Consider the following 16,393-nt stretch of genomic DNA (forward strand, 5'->3'; position numbering starts at 1 on the left):
ACCCAAGTAGCATAGGTCCCACCCCCGGGCCTTCGTACACTCATGCTTCAGAGGGGGAACCAGCGATGCACAACAGTGAAGGCGTAGTCAGTGCCATGTCCCAGGCCGCCGATGCCGGGCAGGCGGCCGAGGAGTTGGCGCGGCAACTGCTGCATCCGTATCTGGGATTCGTGCTGTTTTTCTGTTCCGCTTCCTACGACCTCCAGGCACTCGGCCAGGCCCTGCAGCAGTGCTTTGGCAGTGTGCGTGTGGTGGGTTGCACCAGTGCCGGTGAGATCACGCCCCAAGGTTATGGCCGCAATTGCATCACGGCGGTGGGGTTCAATCACGCGCACTTCTCCATTGCCACCGAACTCATTGACCAGGTTGAACACTTCAGCCTGATCAACGCCCAGGACATGGTCGAGCGGCTGGTCGGCGGCTGTCGCAGCAATACCCTGGCGCCGATCAAAGGCAATACCTTCGCCCTGACCTTGCTCGATGGCCTGTCCAGCCGTGAAGAAATGGTGCTCGCCGCCCTCAGCGCGGCGCTCGGCGACATCCCGCACTTCGGCGGTTCGGCCGGCGATGACAACTTCCTCACCGACACCCACGTGTACTTCAACGGCGCCTTCCACAGCGGCGCGGCGGTGGTGGTGCTGGTCAACACCTGGCTGGACTTCGAGGTCTTCACCACCCACCACATCCTGCCGCGCACCGAGAAGCTGGTGGTGACCGGCGCCGACAGCCCGTCACGCCGGGTGTTCGAGCTCAATGCCGAACCCGCCGCCGAGGAGTACGCGCGGCACATCGGCGTGGCCGTGGCCGACCTCGACCACCGGCTCTTCGCCGCCCACCCACTCGCGGTGCGCATCCACGACCAGTACTACGTGCGCGCGATCCAGCAAGTGCACGCCGACCTGAGCCTGAGTTTCTACTGCGCGGTGGAAAACGGCATCGTCCTCACCGTGATGAAGCCCGGGCCGATCCTGCCGAACCTGCAAGGCCTGTTCGATGGCCTGCACGCGCGGCTCGGCGACCTGCTGCTGACCATCGGCTGCGACTGCTTCCTGCGCCGCCTGGAGCTGGAAGACACCGGCACCCTGGAGCAGATCGGTGGCTTGCTGCGTGACCAGCGGGTGATGGGGTTCAACACCTACGGAGAACAGTTCAATGGCATGCACATCAACCAGACCTTCACCGGGGTCGCCATTGCCCGTGGCCGGCGCTGAGCTGCTCGCCGAGGTCGCCCGGCTGCAACAGGACAACCACAAGCTGGCGCGGATCAATGCGGCGCTGATCGAGCGCATCGAGTCCGGCATGACCCAGGGCAACAACCCCTACACCACCTTTCAGCATTCAGTGGTGCTGGCCGAGCAAGTCCGCGAACGCACCGACGCGCTGAACCAGGCGATGGCCGAACTCAAGGCCAGCAACCACCTGCTGATCAACGCCCGGCTGCGTGCCGAAGCCCTGCGCGGCGAACAGATAGCGGCGCAGCAGGCCCAGGCCAGCGAGCGCTGGATTCGCCTGATCACCGACAACGTGCCGGCCCTGATCGGCTACCTGAATGCCGACCTGGTCTACGAGTTCACCAATAAAGTCTATGAAGAATGGTACTGCTGGCCGCGCGGGATGATGCTTGGCCAGAGCCTGCGCGAAGTCCACAGCGAGCAGCATTGCCAGCGCCTGGATGCCTACGTCGCCCGCGCCCTGGCCGGGGAGAGCGTGACCTTTGAGTTCGCCGAGACCAACATCAATAACCAGGAGCGCTACATGCTGCGCTCCTATGTGCCGAACATGCTCGCCAGCGGTGAAGTGGTGGGGATTTTCGTGCTGATTCGCGACATCACCGAACGCCGGCGCACCGCCGAAGCCCTGCACCAGGCCTATCAGCACCTGGAGCAACGCGTGGCCCAACGCACCTCGGAACTGACCTCGCTCAACGGCCAGTTGTTGAAGGAAATCGACGAGCGCCGGCGCATGGAAGCACGCCTGCGCGAGGCCAAGCGCGAGGCCGAGCAGGCCAACCTGTCGAAAACCAAATTCCTCGCTGCCGTCAGCCACGACCTCCTGCAACCGCTGAACGCGGCGCGGCTGTTTACCAGTGCATTACTGGAACGCCCCAGCGAAACCCTGGTGCGCAACGTGAGCAATTCCCTGGAAGACGTGGAAAACCTGTTGGGCACCCTGGTGGATATTTCCAAGCTGGATGCCGGGGTGATCAAGGCCGATATCGCCCCGTTCGCCCTGAGTGAATTGCTCGATAACCTGGCGGCGGAGTACACCGAGCTGGCCCGCAGCGAAGGCCTGCAGTTGCATTTTGTCGGTTGCTCGGCACTGGTGCACAGTGACATTCAGCTGCTCGCGCGGATCCTGCGCAACCTGCTCAGCAACGCGATTCGCTACACCTACAAGGGCCGCGTGGTGCTGGGCTGCCGACGCCAGCACCAGCGCGTGTTGATCCAGGTGTGGGACAGCGGCATGGGCATTGCCGAGGAGCGGCTGGAGGAGATTTTCCAGGAGTTCAAGCGCGGTGATGTGCAGCGCCCGGACCAGGATCGCGGCTTGGGCCTGGGGCTGGCGATCGTGGAGAAAATCGCCGGGATACTTGGCCATCGTATCAGCGTCAGGTCCTGGCCGGGCCAGGGCTCGATGTTTTCGGTGGAGGTGCCGTTGAGCACCACCGCGCCCAGGTCCTTGCCGATGCCGTGCATGAGCGAGCCGCTGCTGGAGCGCCTGCAGGGCGCGCGGGTGTGGGTGCTGGATAACGATGCGGCGATCTGCGCGGGAATGCGCACCTTGCTCGAAGGCTGGGGCTGTTGCGTGGTGACGGCGCTGTCAGAGCAGGACCTGGCGCGGCAAGTCGACAACTACCATGCCGAGGCGGACCTGCTGATCGCCGACTACCACCTCGACCACGACCAGAACGGCGTGGACGCCGTCGCCCGCATCAACGCCCGGCGCGGTCGTGCGATCCCGGCGATGATGATCACCGCCAACTACAGCAATGAGTTAAAGCTGCAGATCCGCGAGCTGGGGCACACGCTGATGCACAAGCCGGTGCGGCCGATGAAGCTCAAGACGGCGATGAGTCACTTGCTCGGCCAACACGTCTCCCTGTAGGCGTGGGGAGTTGGGCAGGATCAACGGCGCAGGTAGGAGCCGAAATCAATGTCGCCGGCACTGAGGATCGCCTGCACCCGGTTATGCACATTCAATTTGCGCAGGATCGCCGACACGTGAGCCTTCACCGTGGTCTCGGCAATCTCCAGGGTGTAGGCGATCTGCTTGTTCGACTCGCCCTTGGTCATGCGCTCCAGCACCAGCAGCTGCTTGCGGGTCAGGGCTTGCAGCAGCTCGGGGGCGAAGCCGGGGTTTTCGTTGAGGCGCCGGTGCGTGCCGGGCTTCTGGGTGCGAATGATGTCCGGCGGCAGGTACACATTGCCGTTGAGAATCTGCTGGATCGCCTCGGTCATCTGCAGGCGCGGCGAAGACTTGGTGATAAACCCCACGGCGCCATAGGTGATGGCCTGCAGCACGATCTGCTTGTCCTGCTCGGCGGAGACAATCACCACCGGGATGGTCGGCGATTCGTTGCGCAGGTTGATCAGGCCATTGAGGCCGTGCATGCCGGGCATGTTCAGGTCGAGCAGGATCAGGTCGAGGTCGTCGTGTTCCTGGGTCAGGGCGAGGGCACTGTCCAGGTCGGCGGTTTCCATCACGTCGCTGCCGGGGAACCCGTCGCTGATGACGTTATGGATCGCCTCGCGAAACAGCGGGTGATCGTCGGCAATCAGAATTTTGTACATGGCCGTTCACCTTCTTGTTGTGGATTTTTATTCAAAGGGTTCGGGTGCTGCAGCCGTCACTGGCAGATTCGCCGCTTCCCATGCGTCCAAGCCATCGCGGTACCAATACACAGAGGTATAGCCCAGGTTGGCGGCTCGTTTTACCGCGTTCCAACTCAGCCAGCAATCGGCGCGGCAGTAGAACACCAGCGGCCGGCTCAGGTCGCCGTGGGTGTATTTGTACAGGTGCCGCACGAAATAACCCTGCCATTCCGGCGTGAGGTCGCCGTCGCCGGTATTGGCCAGCCAGTGGCTGCCGGGCACGTTGGCATGCGGCTGGTCCTCGATGAAGCGGCCTTGCAGCCACTGGCGGCGGTACACATCGACCAGCACCGGCGCGGGCGTCTGGCGCAGCAGGGTTTGCAGGGCCTGGGTGTCGACAATCGTCGCGCCTGGCAGTTGGTCGGGCGTAGGGCTGCGGTACAGGCTGAGACGGTAGCCTTCGGCGGAAAACAGCGAGGTGTCGGCGCAGGTGTAGCCGACGAACAGGCACAGCAGTGCCACGAGGGGCAGTCGAGCGGGCAGCATGGCAAGGCAATCCTTATCGTTATGCGCCCATTACACGTGAGTCGCGCTGCCTTGGGAATGCGACGATAGACAGCAAAACCAGTACCAAAGTAGTAGGTCGCGGCAGACCCCGGGGTTCTAGCATGGGGAAGATACGCTGCCATTGGAGGCACTATGAACATCCTGCTGGTCGATGATCACGCCGTGGTCCGCCTGGGGTATGCCGGCCTGCTGCGCCACGGGCTGCCGGGCGTGGTGGTCCGTGAAGCGGCGAGCGGCGAGGAGGCCCTGGCGCGGGTGCACGAGGCGGTGCCCGCGCTGGTGATCATCGGCTTCGGCCTGCCGGGGATCAGCGGCCTGGAAACCACTCGCCGCCTGCGCCAGCGCCTGCCGCAGTTGCGCGTATTGTTCTTCAGCCAGCATGCGGAACTGCCGGTGGTGCGCCAGGCCCTGGACGCCGGCGCCGCCGGTTACCTGACCAAAAACGCCTCGCCGGCGGTGATGCTTGAGGCGGTGCAGCGCATCCTCGACGGCCACACCTACATCGAACAGGACCTGGCCACGCAACTGGCCTATCACCCCACCGACCGTCGCCTGCAAGGCATGACCCAGCGCGAGCTGGAGATTTTCCTGATGCTCGCCAAAGGCACCCCGGCACGCTCGATCGCGGCCCAGCTGAGTATCAGCAGCAAGACCGTGTCCAACCACCTGACCTTGCTCAAGAGTAAATTGCAGGTGAGTTCCCATGCCGAACTGGTCCACCTGGGCATCGATATGGGCGTAGTGCGAGTGGCGGGCTGATCTCTACCTGATGCACGCGGACCCTGTGGGAGTGGGTTTGCTCGCGAATACGCTGTGTCAGTATCAGGTGTGCTGACTGACCCGGCGCTTTCGCGAGCAAGCCCGCTCCCACATGTTGATCCACGGCGTGCTAGCGATCCCAGGTAGTGGGGCAGTCCTTGCAGCCTTCCATGTTCGCGTCCTGGAAATTCCCGTAATGCTGGCGCGCACCGGTCAGGGTGGCGTTTTCCAGATTGCTTTCACCGAACTTGGCTTCCTGCAGATTTGCATCGCGCAGGTCCGCCCCTTGCAGGTCGGCCTTGCTCAGCCAGGTCATTTCCAGGTCCGCCGCGCGCAGGTTGGCCTTGTGCAGCTTGGCTCCGGACAGCCGCGCAAATTGCAGGTAGGCCGCACTGAGGTTGGCATTCTCGAATTGCGCCCCCTGGGCGAAGAGGCCCCAGCCCTGGATCGCCATCAACGTCGCGTCGGTGAAATTGGCCAGGCGCAGGTTGCTCTGCTGCAGGCTCGCGCGGGTCAGGTTGGCGCCTTGCAGCTGGGCTTTTTCCAGGTTGGCCAGGTCGAGGTTGGCGTGGCGCAGATCGGCCTCGCGCAAGTCAGCGCCGGCCAGGTTCATCTTGCTAAGGTTCTGATTGCTCAGGTTGGCGCCCTTGAGATTGGCGCCAGGGCACTGGCTGTGTTCGGCGATGGTGCAGCCGTTGATCACCAGGGGCGCGTCGTCGCCATCGTCGGCGTGGGCCAGGGGCAGGGACAGCAGGAGTAACAAGGGCAGGTATTTCATGACGAGACCTCGAAGGTGGCGGGGTACCTGTCGCACCGACTGCGCAGCAGCCGATGCGACAGGAAGAATGCCGGGGCCGCTTCGCAGCCCAGCGCGGGGCATGCCCGCTCGCCACAAAAGGCGACCCCGCATTCTCGGAGGGGTTACTTCTGGGCGGTTTTCAGGTCCCAGCTCGGGATCTTGAACACCCAGAACGAACCCCCTTGTGCCACCGGCTTGGTCAGCTCGGCCATGTCGCCGCCCCACAACGGCACCGCGCCGCCATAGCCGACGGTGACGCCGATGTACTGCTCGCCATCCTGTTCCCAGGTGATCGGCGGCGAGACGATGCCGCTGCCGGTCTGGAACTTCCACAGCTCCTTGCCGGTTTTCGCATCGAAGGCCTTGAAGAAGCCGTCGCCGGTGCCGGTGAACACCAGGTTGCCCTTGGTTGCCAGTACGCCGGCCCACAGTGGCAGATGTTCCTTGTGTTCCCACACGACTTTGCCGGTGGTCGGGTTCATCGCGCGCAACGTGCCGACGTGGTCGTCATACATGCGCTTGATGCGAAAACCCATGCCCAGGTACGCCGAGCCTTTCTTGTAGTTGACCTCTTCGGTCCAGTATTCCTCTTTCCACTGGTTGCCCGGGATGTAGAACAGTCCGGTGTCCTGGCTGTAGGCCATGGGGTTCCAGTTTTTGCCGCCCAGGAACGGCGGCGAGACTTCCACCGGCTTGCCCTTGGTTTCACCCGGCAGCGGTTTGGCCGGACGCTGGCCTTCGTTTTCCACCGGACGCCCGGTCTTCAGGTCGATATGGCTGGCCCAGGTGATGTTGTCGACGAACGGGAAAGCGTTCTGCAGTTTGCCGTTGGTGCGGTCGACCACATAGAAAAAGCCGTTGCGGTCGGCGTGGCCGGTAGCCTTGGTGACTTTGCCGTCCTTGTCCTTGTAGTCGAACAGCACCAGTTCGTTGTTGCCGGAGAAGTCCCAGGCATCGTTCGGGGTGTGCTGGTAGAACCACTTCACTTCGCCGGTGCTCGGGTCGACGCCGACCTGGCCGGAGGTGTAGAGGCTGTCGAAATCGTGTGGGTTGCCGTCCTTGGAGGTTCGCGCCCAGGTGTTCCACGGGCCCGGGTTGCCGGCGCCGACGATGACGGTGTTGGTCTCGGCATCGAAGCTCGCGCTCTGCCAAGGTGCGCCGCCGCCGTGGCTCCAGGCCTCGACCTTGCCGGTTTCGGTGGTCGGGTCATCCGGCCACGACGGTGCCTTGACGTCGCCGGTCGGGGTGCTGTCCTTGCCGTTCAGGCGGCCCATGTGGCCTTCCACGAACGGGCGCATCCACACTTCTTCGCCGGTGTCCGGGTCGCGCGCATACAGCTGGCCGACCACGCCGAACTCATCGCCGGAGCTGCCGTGGATCAGCAGCACCTTGCCGCTGACCTTGTCCTTGATCAGCACCGGGGCGCCGGTCATGGTGTAGCCGGCGGCGTGATCGCCGAATTTCTTGTTCCACACCACTTTGCCGGTGTTCTTGTCGAGGGCGATCAGGCGCGCATCGAGGGTGCCGAAGTAGATCTTGTCGCCGAAGATCGCCGCGCCACGGTTGACCACGTCACAGCACGGGCGAATGTTGTCGGGCAGGCGGTGGTTGTAGGTCCACAGGCGTTTGCCGGTCTTCGCGTCAAGGGCGAACACGCGGGAGTAGGAACCGGTCACGTAGACCACGCCGTCGCTGACGATGGCCTGGGATTCCTGGCCGCGCTGTTTCTCGTCGCCGAACGAGTAGGACCAGGCAGGCGTGAGCTTGAACACGTTCTTGTCATTGACCTGGGCCAGCGGGCTCCAGCGCTGGGCGTTGGTGCCCATGCCGTATTGCAGCACGTCCTTTGTGGTCAGGTGGTCGTTGGCGATATCTTCCCAGGTGACGTTGCGCGTCTGCTTCGCAGGTTCGGCAGCGGCATGGCTGGCAGCACTGAGGGACAGGCTGCCCACCAGCAGAAAGGCTTGCAGGGCAAGGCTCAAGGGTGAGAGGGCGGGTAGCGATCTTATTGTCATGGTTGCAGTTCCCAGTGGAGGTTTTGGCCTGCACAGGGTGCGACGTCCATGGGCGTGCGAATACGGAAAAAGTCCCGGTGTTGCCGGGACAATTTCCCGAACCGCCTCTGATTTAGCAGTGCCCCACAAGGCCTGCTACCAACGGATGAGACCCCGACCACCAAAGCAGCATACGGGTGTCGCCGAGCGCTTCCTAAGATGGTTGCCATAGCCTCTGCCAAGAGGTTTTGCGTGCACTCCTGAGGGAAAAAATAATGACAACAAAACGCAACGCCTGGATGACCGCCTGCCTGTTTGCCGGGGTACTCGGTGCCGGTGCCGTCATGGCCCACGGCAACGTCACACCGACCGCCGTGGAAACCAAGGGCCTGACCCCGATCAAGGACGCCGGCGTGCCGCTGGACGCCGATGGCTGGGCCGCGACCAACCCCTATCGCACCTCGCCCGAGCACGACAAGGCGGTGGAAGTCGGTGCCTCGGCCTATAACCAGAACTGCGCCGCCTGCCATGGCCTGGAAGCCAAGTCCGGCGGGATCGCACCCGACCTGCGCATGCTCGATGTGGGCGACGCCGGCGATGAATGGTTTGTCGAACGGGTGCGCCACGGTGCGGTGCGTGATGGGCGGGTCTACATGCCGAAAATGGCCGACTACCTGAGCCAGGAAGCCCTGTGGGCGGTGCGCACTTACCTCGACAGCGTGCACGTCGAGGAGTAGGGCATGCGCCTGCGCGGGGTGTGGATCTGCTGGTTGCCGATGCTGGCCTGGGGCGCGCCCGTGGACCCGGTGCCGTCGGTGATGTGGGATTACTACCACCAGCGTTTTCTCGACAATGCGCCCTTCGTGTTCGACGCGCGCGTCAAGCTGCTGGCCCCGCCGTTCGCCGAAGATGCGCGCCAGGTGCCGCTGGAAATCGACGCCCGCGCGTTCAAGGGCGAGGTGGTGAAAATCCTCGCCTGGGCCGAGTTGAACCCCTTGCCGAAAATCGTCGACTTCCAGCCCCGCGAGGGTGTGCTGCCGTGGCTGTCGATCCGGATTCGCATCGAACAGGCCACGCCGTTGCGCGCGGCGGTGCTGACCAGGGACGGCCTCTGGCATGTCGGCTCGACCCTGATCGATGCAGCCGGCGGCGGCTGCACCGCACCCAGCGTGGTGCGCACCCAGGCGGGTTGGGAAGAGCACCGCGGCGAAGTGTTCGGCGGACGCTACCCGCGCGCCGAATTCAGCCGCGTCAAGTTGCAAGTCGCCCACCCGATGGATAACGGCATGGTCAGCGGCATTCCCGAATTCTTTATCAACACGGCCGAACTCCGCGGCGCCGACGGTCAGTTATTGGCGACACTGGAGCTGTTTCCCGCGGTCAGCGAAAACCCCAGCCTGGCCTTTGATATCCAGGCGAGCGGCCCCACGCGCCTGACCCTGCGCGACACCAGCGGCAGCCAGTTCGAGGCGGCCATCCCATGACCCTGCGCTGGACGCTCTTGTGGCTGATCCTGTTCAGCCTGCCGGTGCTGGCCGAGCTGGATTACGCCCTCAAGCCGCGGCTGATCGCCGACCACACCTGGTTGCTCGAAGGCAGCACCGACAATTTCGCCAAGGACAATGGCGGCAACATCGTCAATGTCGGGTTTATCGTCACCGAGCCCGGCGTGGTGGTGATCGACACTGGGCCGTCCCGGCGCTACGGCGAAGCGTTGCGCCAGGCCATCGCCCGGGTCACCGACAAACCGGTGATCCAGGTGCTGTTGACTCACCACCACCCCGACCATGCCCTGGGCAACCAGGCGTTCAAGGACGTGCCGATTGGCGCACTCGCCGGCACCACCGCATTGCTGCATGAACAGGGCGACAGCCTGGCCGAGAACCTCTATCGCCTGGTCGGTGACTGGATGCGCGGCACCGAAGTGGTGCTGCCCGGTGAAACCCTGCAGCCGGGTGTGAAGACCTTCGGCAGTCACGACCTGCAACTGCTGCAGCTACGCGGTCATACCGGCGCGGACCTGGCGATCCTCGACCGGAAGACGGGGGTGTTGTTCGCCGGTGACCTGGTGTTCTACCAGCGTGCGCTCACCACCCCGCACTCACCGGGCCTGGCCGTGTGGCTGAGCGATATCGCCACGCTGCAAGGCTTGCCCTGGACCCTGATCGTGCCTGGCCACGGCCCTATGGCGACCGACGCCAAACCGCTGGAGCAGATGCGCGACTACCTCACCTGGCTCGATCAATTGCTGCGCGACGCCGCCGCACGTGGCAGTGACATGCTGGAACTGATCCGCAGCCCGATCCCTGCACGTTTCGCGGCGATCAACCTCAGCCGCTACGAATTGATCCGCAGCGTGACCCATCTGTACCCGCAATACGAACGCACGCAGATGCAACGCATCAACCCCTGACAATACCCACAACAGACAGAGGCCTCACCATGATCTACGCACAACCTGGCACCCACGGCGCCGTCGTCAGCTTCAAGCCGCGCTATGGCAACTACATCGGCGGTGAGTTCGTCGCGCCGGTCAATGGCGAGTATTTCACCAACACTTCACCGGTCACCGGTGAGGCGATCGCCGAATTCCCGCGCTCGACCGCCGCCGATATCGACAAGGCCCTCGACGCTGCGCATGCCGCCGCCGACGCCTGGGGCAAGACCTCGGCCCAGGACCGTGCCCTGGTGCTGCTGAAGATCGCCGACCGCATCGAGCAGCACCTCGAAGTGCTGGCCGTGACCGAAACCTGGGACAACGGCAAGGCCGTGCGCGAAACCCTCAACGCCGATGTGCCGCTGGCCGCCGACCATTTTCGCTATTTCGCCGGCTGCATCCGCGCCCAGGAAGGCGGTGCCGCCGAGATCAACGAGCTGACCGCCGCTTATCACTTCCACGAGCCGCTGGGCGTGGTCGGGCAGATCATCCCGTGGAACTTCCCGCTGCTGATGGCCGCGTGGAAACTCGCCCCGGCGCTGGCTGCCGGCAACTGCATCGTGCTCAAGCCGGCCGAGCAGACGCCCCTGTCGATCATGGTGTTTGCCGAGCTGGTCGGCGACCTGCTGCCGCCGGGCGTGCTGAACATCGTCCAGGGCTTTGGCCGCGAGGCGGGCGAGGCACTGGCCACCAGCAAGCGCATCGCCAAGATCGCCTTTACCGGCTCGACTCCGGTGGGCGCGCACATCATGCATGCCGCCGCCGAGAACATCATTCCGTCCACCGTGGAGCTGGGCGGCAAGTCGCCGAATATTTTCTTCGAAGACATCATGCAGGCCGAGCCGCAATTCATCGAAAAGGCCGCCGAGGGCCTGGTGCTGGCGTTCTTCAACCAGGGCGAAGTGTGCACCTGCCCGTCGCGGGCGCTGGTGCAGGAGTCGATCTACGAAGCGTTCATGGCTGAGGTGATGAAGAAGATCGTCAAGATCAAGCGTGGCAACCCGCTGGACACCGAGACCATGGTCGGCGCGCAGGCGTCCGAGCAGCAATTCGACAAGATCCTCTCCTACCTGAAAATCGCCCAGGAGGAGGGTGCGGTGCTGCTGACCGGCGGCGCGGCCGAGCGCTTGGAGGGGGATTTGTCCAGCGGCTATTACATCCAGCCGACCCTGCTCAAGGGCCACAACAAGATGCGCGTGTTCCAGGAAGAAATCTTCGGCCCGGTGGTGGGCGTGACCACCTTCAAGGACGAGGCCGAGGCACTCGCGATTGCCAATGACAGTGAGTTCGGCCTGGGCGCCGGGCTGTGGACCCGCGACATCAACCGGGCCTACCGCATGGGCCGGGCGATCAAGGCGGGTCGGGTGTGGACCAACTGCTATCACCTGTACCCGGCGCACGCGGCGTTCGGTGGCTACAAGAAGTCGGGTGTGGGGCGTGAGAACCACAAGATGATGCTGGACCACTATCAGCAGACCAAGAACCTGCTGGTGAGCTACGACATCAACCCGCTGGGTTTCTTCTGACCCTGACCTGAAGGGCAAGCACCTGGTGGAGCCGGCAAGCCGGCTCCTACCATTCGATCGTTGTACCTCCGCGACTAATGCAGGGTGAGGGTTGCTTCGAAAGTAGCATTCGCCTCGCCGATCCTGCGTGCATTAATGGATTCACCGGAATCTTCCGGCACAACAAGAGGACGCTCCCCATGTGGATCAAACCCGCTTTCACCGACCTGCGTATCGGCTTCGAAGTGACGATGTACTTCGCCAGCCGCTGATCTGGCGTGCTGCAGGGAAGATGCCTCTTTGGTCTGATTGCTTTCGCGGCCGGATCGGTTAGTGTGGAGCGCATCTTCCAAAATAATAAGAAACAGGCTTAACAATGAGCCCAAACCTGAGCCTCCTGCGTAAATTCGTCTCGCCTGAAATCATCTTCGGCGCCGGCTGCCGGCATAACGTCGGCAATTACGCCAAGACCTTCGGCGCGCGCAAGGTGCTGGTGGTCAGCGACCCCGGCGTGATTGCCGCCGGCTGGGTCGCCGATGTCGAAGCCAGCCTGCAAGCCCTCGGTATCGACTACTGCCTGTACACCGCCGTATCGCCCAACCCGCGCGTCGAAGAAGTGATGCTCGGTGCCGAGGTGTACCGCGAAAATCATTGCGACGTGATCGTGGCCATCGGCGGCGGCAGCCCGATGGACTGCGGCAAGGCCATCGGCATTGTGGTCGCCCATGGGCGCAGCATCCTCGAGTTCGAAGGCGTGGACACCATTCGCGTGCCCAGCCCGCCCTTGATCCTCATTCCCACCACGGCCGGCACCTCGGCGGACGTGTCGCAGTTCGTGATCATCTCCAACCAACAGGAACGCATGAAGTTCTCCATCGTCAGCAAGGCGGTGGTGCCGGACGTGTCGCTGATCGACCCGGAAACCACCGCGAGCATGGACCCGTTCCTGTCCGCCTGTACCGGCATCGACGCGCTGGTGCATGCCATCGAGGCGTTCGTCTCCACCGGGCATGGCCCGCTTACCGACCCCCATGCGCTCGAGGCCATGCGCCTGATCAACGGCAACCTGGTGCAGATGATCGCCAACCCCGGCGACATTGCCCTGCGCGAGAAAATCATGCTCGGCAGCATGCAGGCCGGGCTGGCGTTTTCGAATGCGATCCTCGGGGCGGTGCACGCCATGTCCCACAGCCTGGGCGGCTTCCTCGACTTGCCCCATGGCCTGTGCAACGCGGTATTGGTGGAGCACGTCGTTGCGTTCAACTACAGCTCGGCGCCGGAGCGGTTCAAGGTGATTGCCGAGACCTTCGGCATCGACTGCCGTGGCCTCAACCATCGGCAGATCTGCGCGCGGCTGGTAGAGCACCTGATTGCGCTCAAGCACGCGATCGGTTTCAACGAGACGCTCGGCCTGCACGGCGTGCGCGTGGCCGACATCCCGTTTCTGTCCCAGCATGCGATGCATGACCCGTGCATCCTCACCAACCCGCGCGAGTCCAGCCAGCGTGATGTCGAGGTCGTCTATGGCGAAGCTCTCTGACGCGCAACAGCGCGCCCTGGCCGGGCTGCTGGGGCTGGGTGACCAGTCGGCGCGCAAGAGCCATTACCCGGAACTCACCGCGCGGCTCGACGAGCTGGAGGCCGAGCGCAATCGCTACATCCGCCTCAACGACGAACTGGAGCAGCGGGTCGCCGCGCGCACCGACGAGCTGCTGGAGGCCAACCTCAACCTGCAACAGCAGATCGCCCAGCGCGAGCAGATCGAACAGGACCTGCGCGACGCCCGTGACGCCGCCCAGGCCGCCAATCGCAGCAAGGACAAATACCTCGCCGCCGCCAGCCATGACCTGCTGCAACCGCTGAACGCCGCGCGGCTGCTGATCTCGACCTTGCGCGAGCGCAACTTGCCGAGCGTCGAGCAGGTACTGGTGGAACGTACCCACCAGGCCCTGGAGGGCGCCGAGGACTTGCTCACCGACCTGCTGGATATCTCGCGGCTCGACCAGGCGGCGGTCAAGCCGGACGTGGCGCTGTATCGCCTGGATGAATTGTTTGCGCCGCTGGTCTCGGAGTTCCAGTCGGTGGCCCAGGCAGCCGGCCTCAACCTGCGCGCGCGTACCGGCGGGTATGCGATCCGTACCGACTTGCGGCTGTTGACGCGGATTTTGCGCAACTTCCTCAGCAATGCCTGCCGCTATACCGATGAGGGCTGCATCCTCCTTGGCGCGCGCCGGCGCGGTGATCGCCTGCGCCTGGAGGTGTGGGACACCGGGCGCGGGATTGCGGCGGATCGGTTGGGTTCGATCTTTCTGGAATTCAACCAGCTCGACGTCGGTCGCGCATCGGACCGCAAGGGCGTAGGGCTGGGCCTGGCGATTGTCGAGCGTATCGCCGATATTCTTGGCTACCCGGTGGCGGTGCGGTCCTGGCCGGGGCGCGGTTCGATGTTCAGTATCGAGGTGCCGCTGAGCGACGAAATGCCACTGGCGATCAGCCAACTGCCCGTCGCGCCTACCACTGGTAACCCGCTGCCGGGACGGCGCTTGCTGGTGATCGACAACGAAGTGAGCATCCTCGAAAGCATGCGTGCGCTACTCGGCCAGTGGGGCTGCGAGGTGGTCACCGCCACTGATCAGGCGGGCGCTTTGCTGGCGCTGCAGGGCAGGGCGCCGGAGTTGATCCTGGCCGACTATCACCTTGACCATGGGGTGGTCGGCTGTGCAGTGGTCAAGCATCTGCGTGAGCACTTCGAGCAGAAGATCCCGGCGGTGATCATCACCGCCGATCGCACCGACCAGTGCCGCCGCGCGCTGCGCCGCCTGGAAGCGCCGCTGCTGAATAAACCGGTCAAGCCCGGCAAGTTGCGCGCGGTATTGAGCCAATTGCTGGCCTGACGCCCGGCGCGTTGATACCCGTCAACACACCCTGCGGCCTTATGCGCCATGCTCCCGGCCTGAATGGAAGGCCTACGGAGTACCGCATGAACGCCCCCGCAACAACCGCTGCATCCTTCAAGTTGCCCCTGGGCCTGGTGGTCGCCGTGCTGGTGATGGTCGGCGTGCTGCTGTTGCCGCTGCCGGCGGACTTGCCGGTGGCCGGGCACCGGATGCTGGCGATCCTCGCCTTTGCCGTGGTGGTGTGGATCACCGAGGCAGTGTCCTATGAAGCCAGCGCGATCATGATCACTTCGCTGATGGCGTTTTTGCTCGGCACCGCGCCGTCGCTGCAGGACCCTGCGCACCTGATCGGCTCCAGCCCGGCGATCAGCATGGCGCTGACCGGCTTCTCCAACCCGGCGCTGGCGCTGGTGGCGGGGGCGCTGTTCATTGCCGCAGCGATGACCCACACCGGCCTGGATCGGCGTATCGCGCTGGTCACCCTCAGCCGCATCGGCACCAGTACCCGGCGCATCCTGTTGGGCGCGATTGCGGTGACCATTTTGCTCAGCCTGGTGGTGCCCAGCGCCACCGCGCGCAGTGCCTGCGTGGTGCCGATCATGATGGGCGTGATCGCCGCCTTCGGCGTCGACAAGCGCTCGAACATTGCCGCCGGGATCATGATCGTGGTCGCGCAGGGCACCAGCATCTGGAACGTCGGCATCCAGACCGCCGCGGCACAGAACCTGCTGACGGTCGGCTTCATGGACAAGATGCTCGGCCAGCGTGTGTCGTGGCTCGACTGGCTGATCGCCGGCGCGCCGTGGGCGGTGATCATGTCGGCGGTGCTGCTGTTTTTGGTGCTCAAGTTGCTGCCGCCGGAAACCGACAGCATTCCCGGCGGCCAGGAGGCCGTGGCACAGTCGCTGGTGGACATCGGGCCGATGACCGGGCCGCAGAAGCGCCTGTTGAGTGTCTCGGTGCTGCTGTTGCTGGCGTGGGCCACCGAGGGCCGGTTGCACAGTTTCGACACCACCTCGACCACCTATGCAGGCCTGGTGTTCCTGCTGCTGCCGGGGCTGGGCGTGATGACCTGGAAGGACGTGCAGTCGCGTATTCCGTGGGGCACGGTGATTGTGTTTGGCGTCGGCATCAGCCTCGGTACGGCGCTGCTGACCACCCAGGCCGGGCAGTGGCTGGGCGCGCAGGTGGTGACGCACACCGGGTTGGATCAGCTCGGGCCGCTGGGCGTATTTGCCATCCTCGGGGCCTTCCTGATTGTGATCCACCTGGGCTTTGCCAGTGCCACGGCCTTGACCTCGGCGTTGTTGCCGATCCTGATCGCGGTGTTGCAGACCTTGCCGGGTGAGTTCAGCCGCCTGGGGATGACCATGCTGCTCGGGTTTGTGATGAGCTACGGGTTTATCCTGCCGATCAATGCGCCGCAGAACATGGTTTGCCTGGGGACCGGCACGTTCACGGCGCGCCAGTTTGCCAAGGTGGGGATTCTGGTGACGTTGCTCGGCTATGGCCTCATGCTGATCTTCGCCGCCACGTACTGGAGTTGGCTAGGCTGGATCTGAGCTGGAATCTGCGCCGGCATTTGTCTGGCGGGCGCGCTGCTGGGATCAATTGCACCCTCGA

General features: G+C 64.1%; 14 protein-coding genes and 1 pseudogene. 11 read left to right on the plus strand and 4 right to left on the minus strand.

The genetic code is table 11. The annotated features are described in order from the left end of the window. Positions 1-65: 65 nt before the first annotated feature. Together nosP and AC07SI_RS23025 are read left to right on the plus strand one after the other, a co-directional pair. Positions 66-1,211 (plus strand): nitric oxide-sensing protein NosP, encoded by a 1,146-nt coding sequence (gene nosP / locus AC07SI_RS23020; RefSeq protein ID WP_065903949.1) that lies wholly within the window; start codon positions 66-68, stop codon positions 1,209-1,211. Between the two features lie 262 nt (positions 1,212-1,473). Then, positions 1,474-3,105: pseudogene (locus tag AC07SI_RS23025) on the plus strand (PAS domain-containing hybrid sensor histidine kinase/response regulator); the annotation flags it as partial. A 20-nt stretch (positions 3,106-3,125) separates the two neighbouring features. Here the strand turns inward: AC07SI_RS23025 and AC07SI_RS23030 are convergent. Beyond that, positions 3,126-3,791 carry a response regulator transcription factor gene (locus tag AC07SI_RS23030; protein ID WP_065903944.1) on the minus strand — a complete coding sequence of 222 codons (666 nt, stop codon included), beginning with the start codon at positions 3,789-3,791 and terminating at the stop codon, positions 3,126-3,128. A 27-nt stretch (positions 3,792-3,818) separates the two neighbouring features. Then, the gene (locus AC07SI_RS23035) at positions 3,819-4,358 is read right to left on the minus strand and encodes a PQQ-dependent catabolism-associated CXXCW motif protein (protein WP_495006567.1); all 540 of its coding nucleotides are present in this window, start codon (positions 4,356-4,358) and stop codon (positions 3,819-3,821) included. A gap of 153 nt (positions 4,359-4,511) precedes the next feature. Between AC07SI_RS23035 and AC07SI_RS23040 the strand changes: the two genes are divergently transcribed. Next, positions 4,512-5,138 carry a response regulator gene (locus AC07SI_RS23040; protein WP_065903938.1) on the plus strand — a complete coding sequence of 209 codons (627 nt, stop codon included), beginning with the start codon at positions 4,512-4,514 and terminating at the stop codon, positions 5,136-5,138. A 130-nt stretch (positions 5,139-5,268) separates the two neighbouring features. On the opposite strand, the gene AC07SI_RS23045 is transcribed toward AC07SI_RS23040, so the two are convergent. Both AC07SI_RS23045 and exaA read right to left on the minus strand, forming a co-directional pair. After that, complete coding sequence (locus tag AC07SI_RS23045; protein WP_065903937.1) at positions 5,269-5,916, minus strand: pentapeptide repeat-containing protein; 648 nt, start codon at positions 5,914-5,916, stop codon at positions 5,269-5,271. Between the two features lie 143 nt (positions 5,917-6,059). Then, entirely contained in the window at positions 6,060-7,952 is a 1,893-nt protein-coding gene (gene exaA, locus AC07SI_RS23050) for a quinoprotein ethanol dehydrogenase (protein ID WP_495006568.1), read from the minus strand. A gap of 254 nt (positions 7,953-8,206) precedes the next feature. Here exaA and pedF point away from each other — a divergent pair, with 254 nt between their 5' ends. The 8 genes from pedF (at position 8,207) to AC07SI_RS23090 (ending at position 16,332) form a co-directional block, all read left to right on the plus strand. Next, complete coding sequence (gene pedF, locus AC07SI_RS23055) at positions 8,207-8,668, plus strand: cytochrome c-550 PedF (RefSeq protein WP_065903930.1); 462 nt, start codon at positions 8,207-8,209, stop codon at positions 8,666-8,668. 3 nt (positions 8,669-8,671) lie between these two features. Then, positions 8,672-9,415, plus strand: a complete 744-nt coding sequence (locus AC07SI_RS23060; protein ID WP_495006569.1) for a quinoprotein dehydrogenase-associated SoxYZ-like carrier — start codon at positions 8,672-8,674, stop codon at positions 9,413-9,415. Between the two features lie 2 nt (positions 9,416-9,417). Next, on the plus strand, positions 9,418-10,344 hold the full coding sequence (locus tag AC07SI_RS23065; protein ID WP_495006633.1) for a quinoprotein relay system zinc metallohydrolase 1: 927 nt from the start codon (positions 9,418-9,420) through the stop codon (positions 10,342-10,344). Positions 10,345-10,373: 29 nt separating this feature from the next. Continuing rightward, a complete protein-coding gene (gene exaC, locus AC07SI_RS23070; protein WP_495006570.1) occupies positions 10,374-11,894 on the plus strand; it encodes an acetaldehyde dehydrogenase ExaC in 1,521 nt (506 codons plus the stop codon). Between the two features lie 179 nt (positions 11,895-12,073). Then, a complete protein-coding gene (gene pqqA, locus AC07SI_RS23075; RefSeq protein ID WP_106805631.1) occupies positions 12,074-12,145 on the plus strand; it encodes a pyrroloquinoline quinone precursor peptide PqqA in 72 nt (23 codons plus the stop codon). A gap of 104 nt (positions 12,146-12,249) precedes the next feature. Next, a complete protein-coding gene (gene ercA / locus AC07SI_RS23080; protein ID WP_213551159.1) occupies positions 12,250-13,413 on the plus strand; it encodes an alcohol dehydrogenase-like regulatory protein ErcA in 1,164 nt (387 codons plus the stop codon). Further along, positions 13,397-14,767 carry an ATP-binding response regulator gene (locus AC07SI_RS23085; RefSeq protein WP_065903909.1) on the plus strand — a complete coding sequence of 457 codons (1,371 nt, stop codon included), beginning with the start codon at positions 13,397-13,399 and terminating at the stop codon, positions 14,765-14,767. Before ercA ends, AC07SI_RS23085 begins: the two co-directional genes overlap by 17 nt. Before the next feature lie 86 nt (positions 14,768-14,853). Beyond that, complete coding sequence (locus AC07SI_RS23090) at positions 14,854-16,332, plus strand: DASS family sodium-coupled anion symporter (protein WP_262134174.1); 1,479 nt, start codon at positions 14,854-14,856, stop codon at positions 16,330-16,332. Positions 16,333-16,393 lie beyond the last annotated feature (61 nt).

Source organism: Pseudomonas sp. GW821-FHT05D12, from assembly GCF_059419825.1.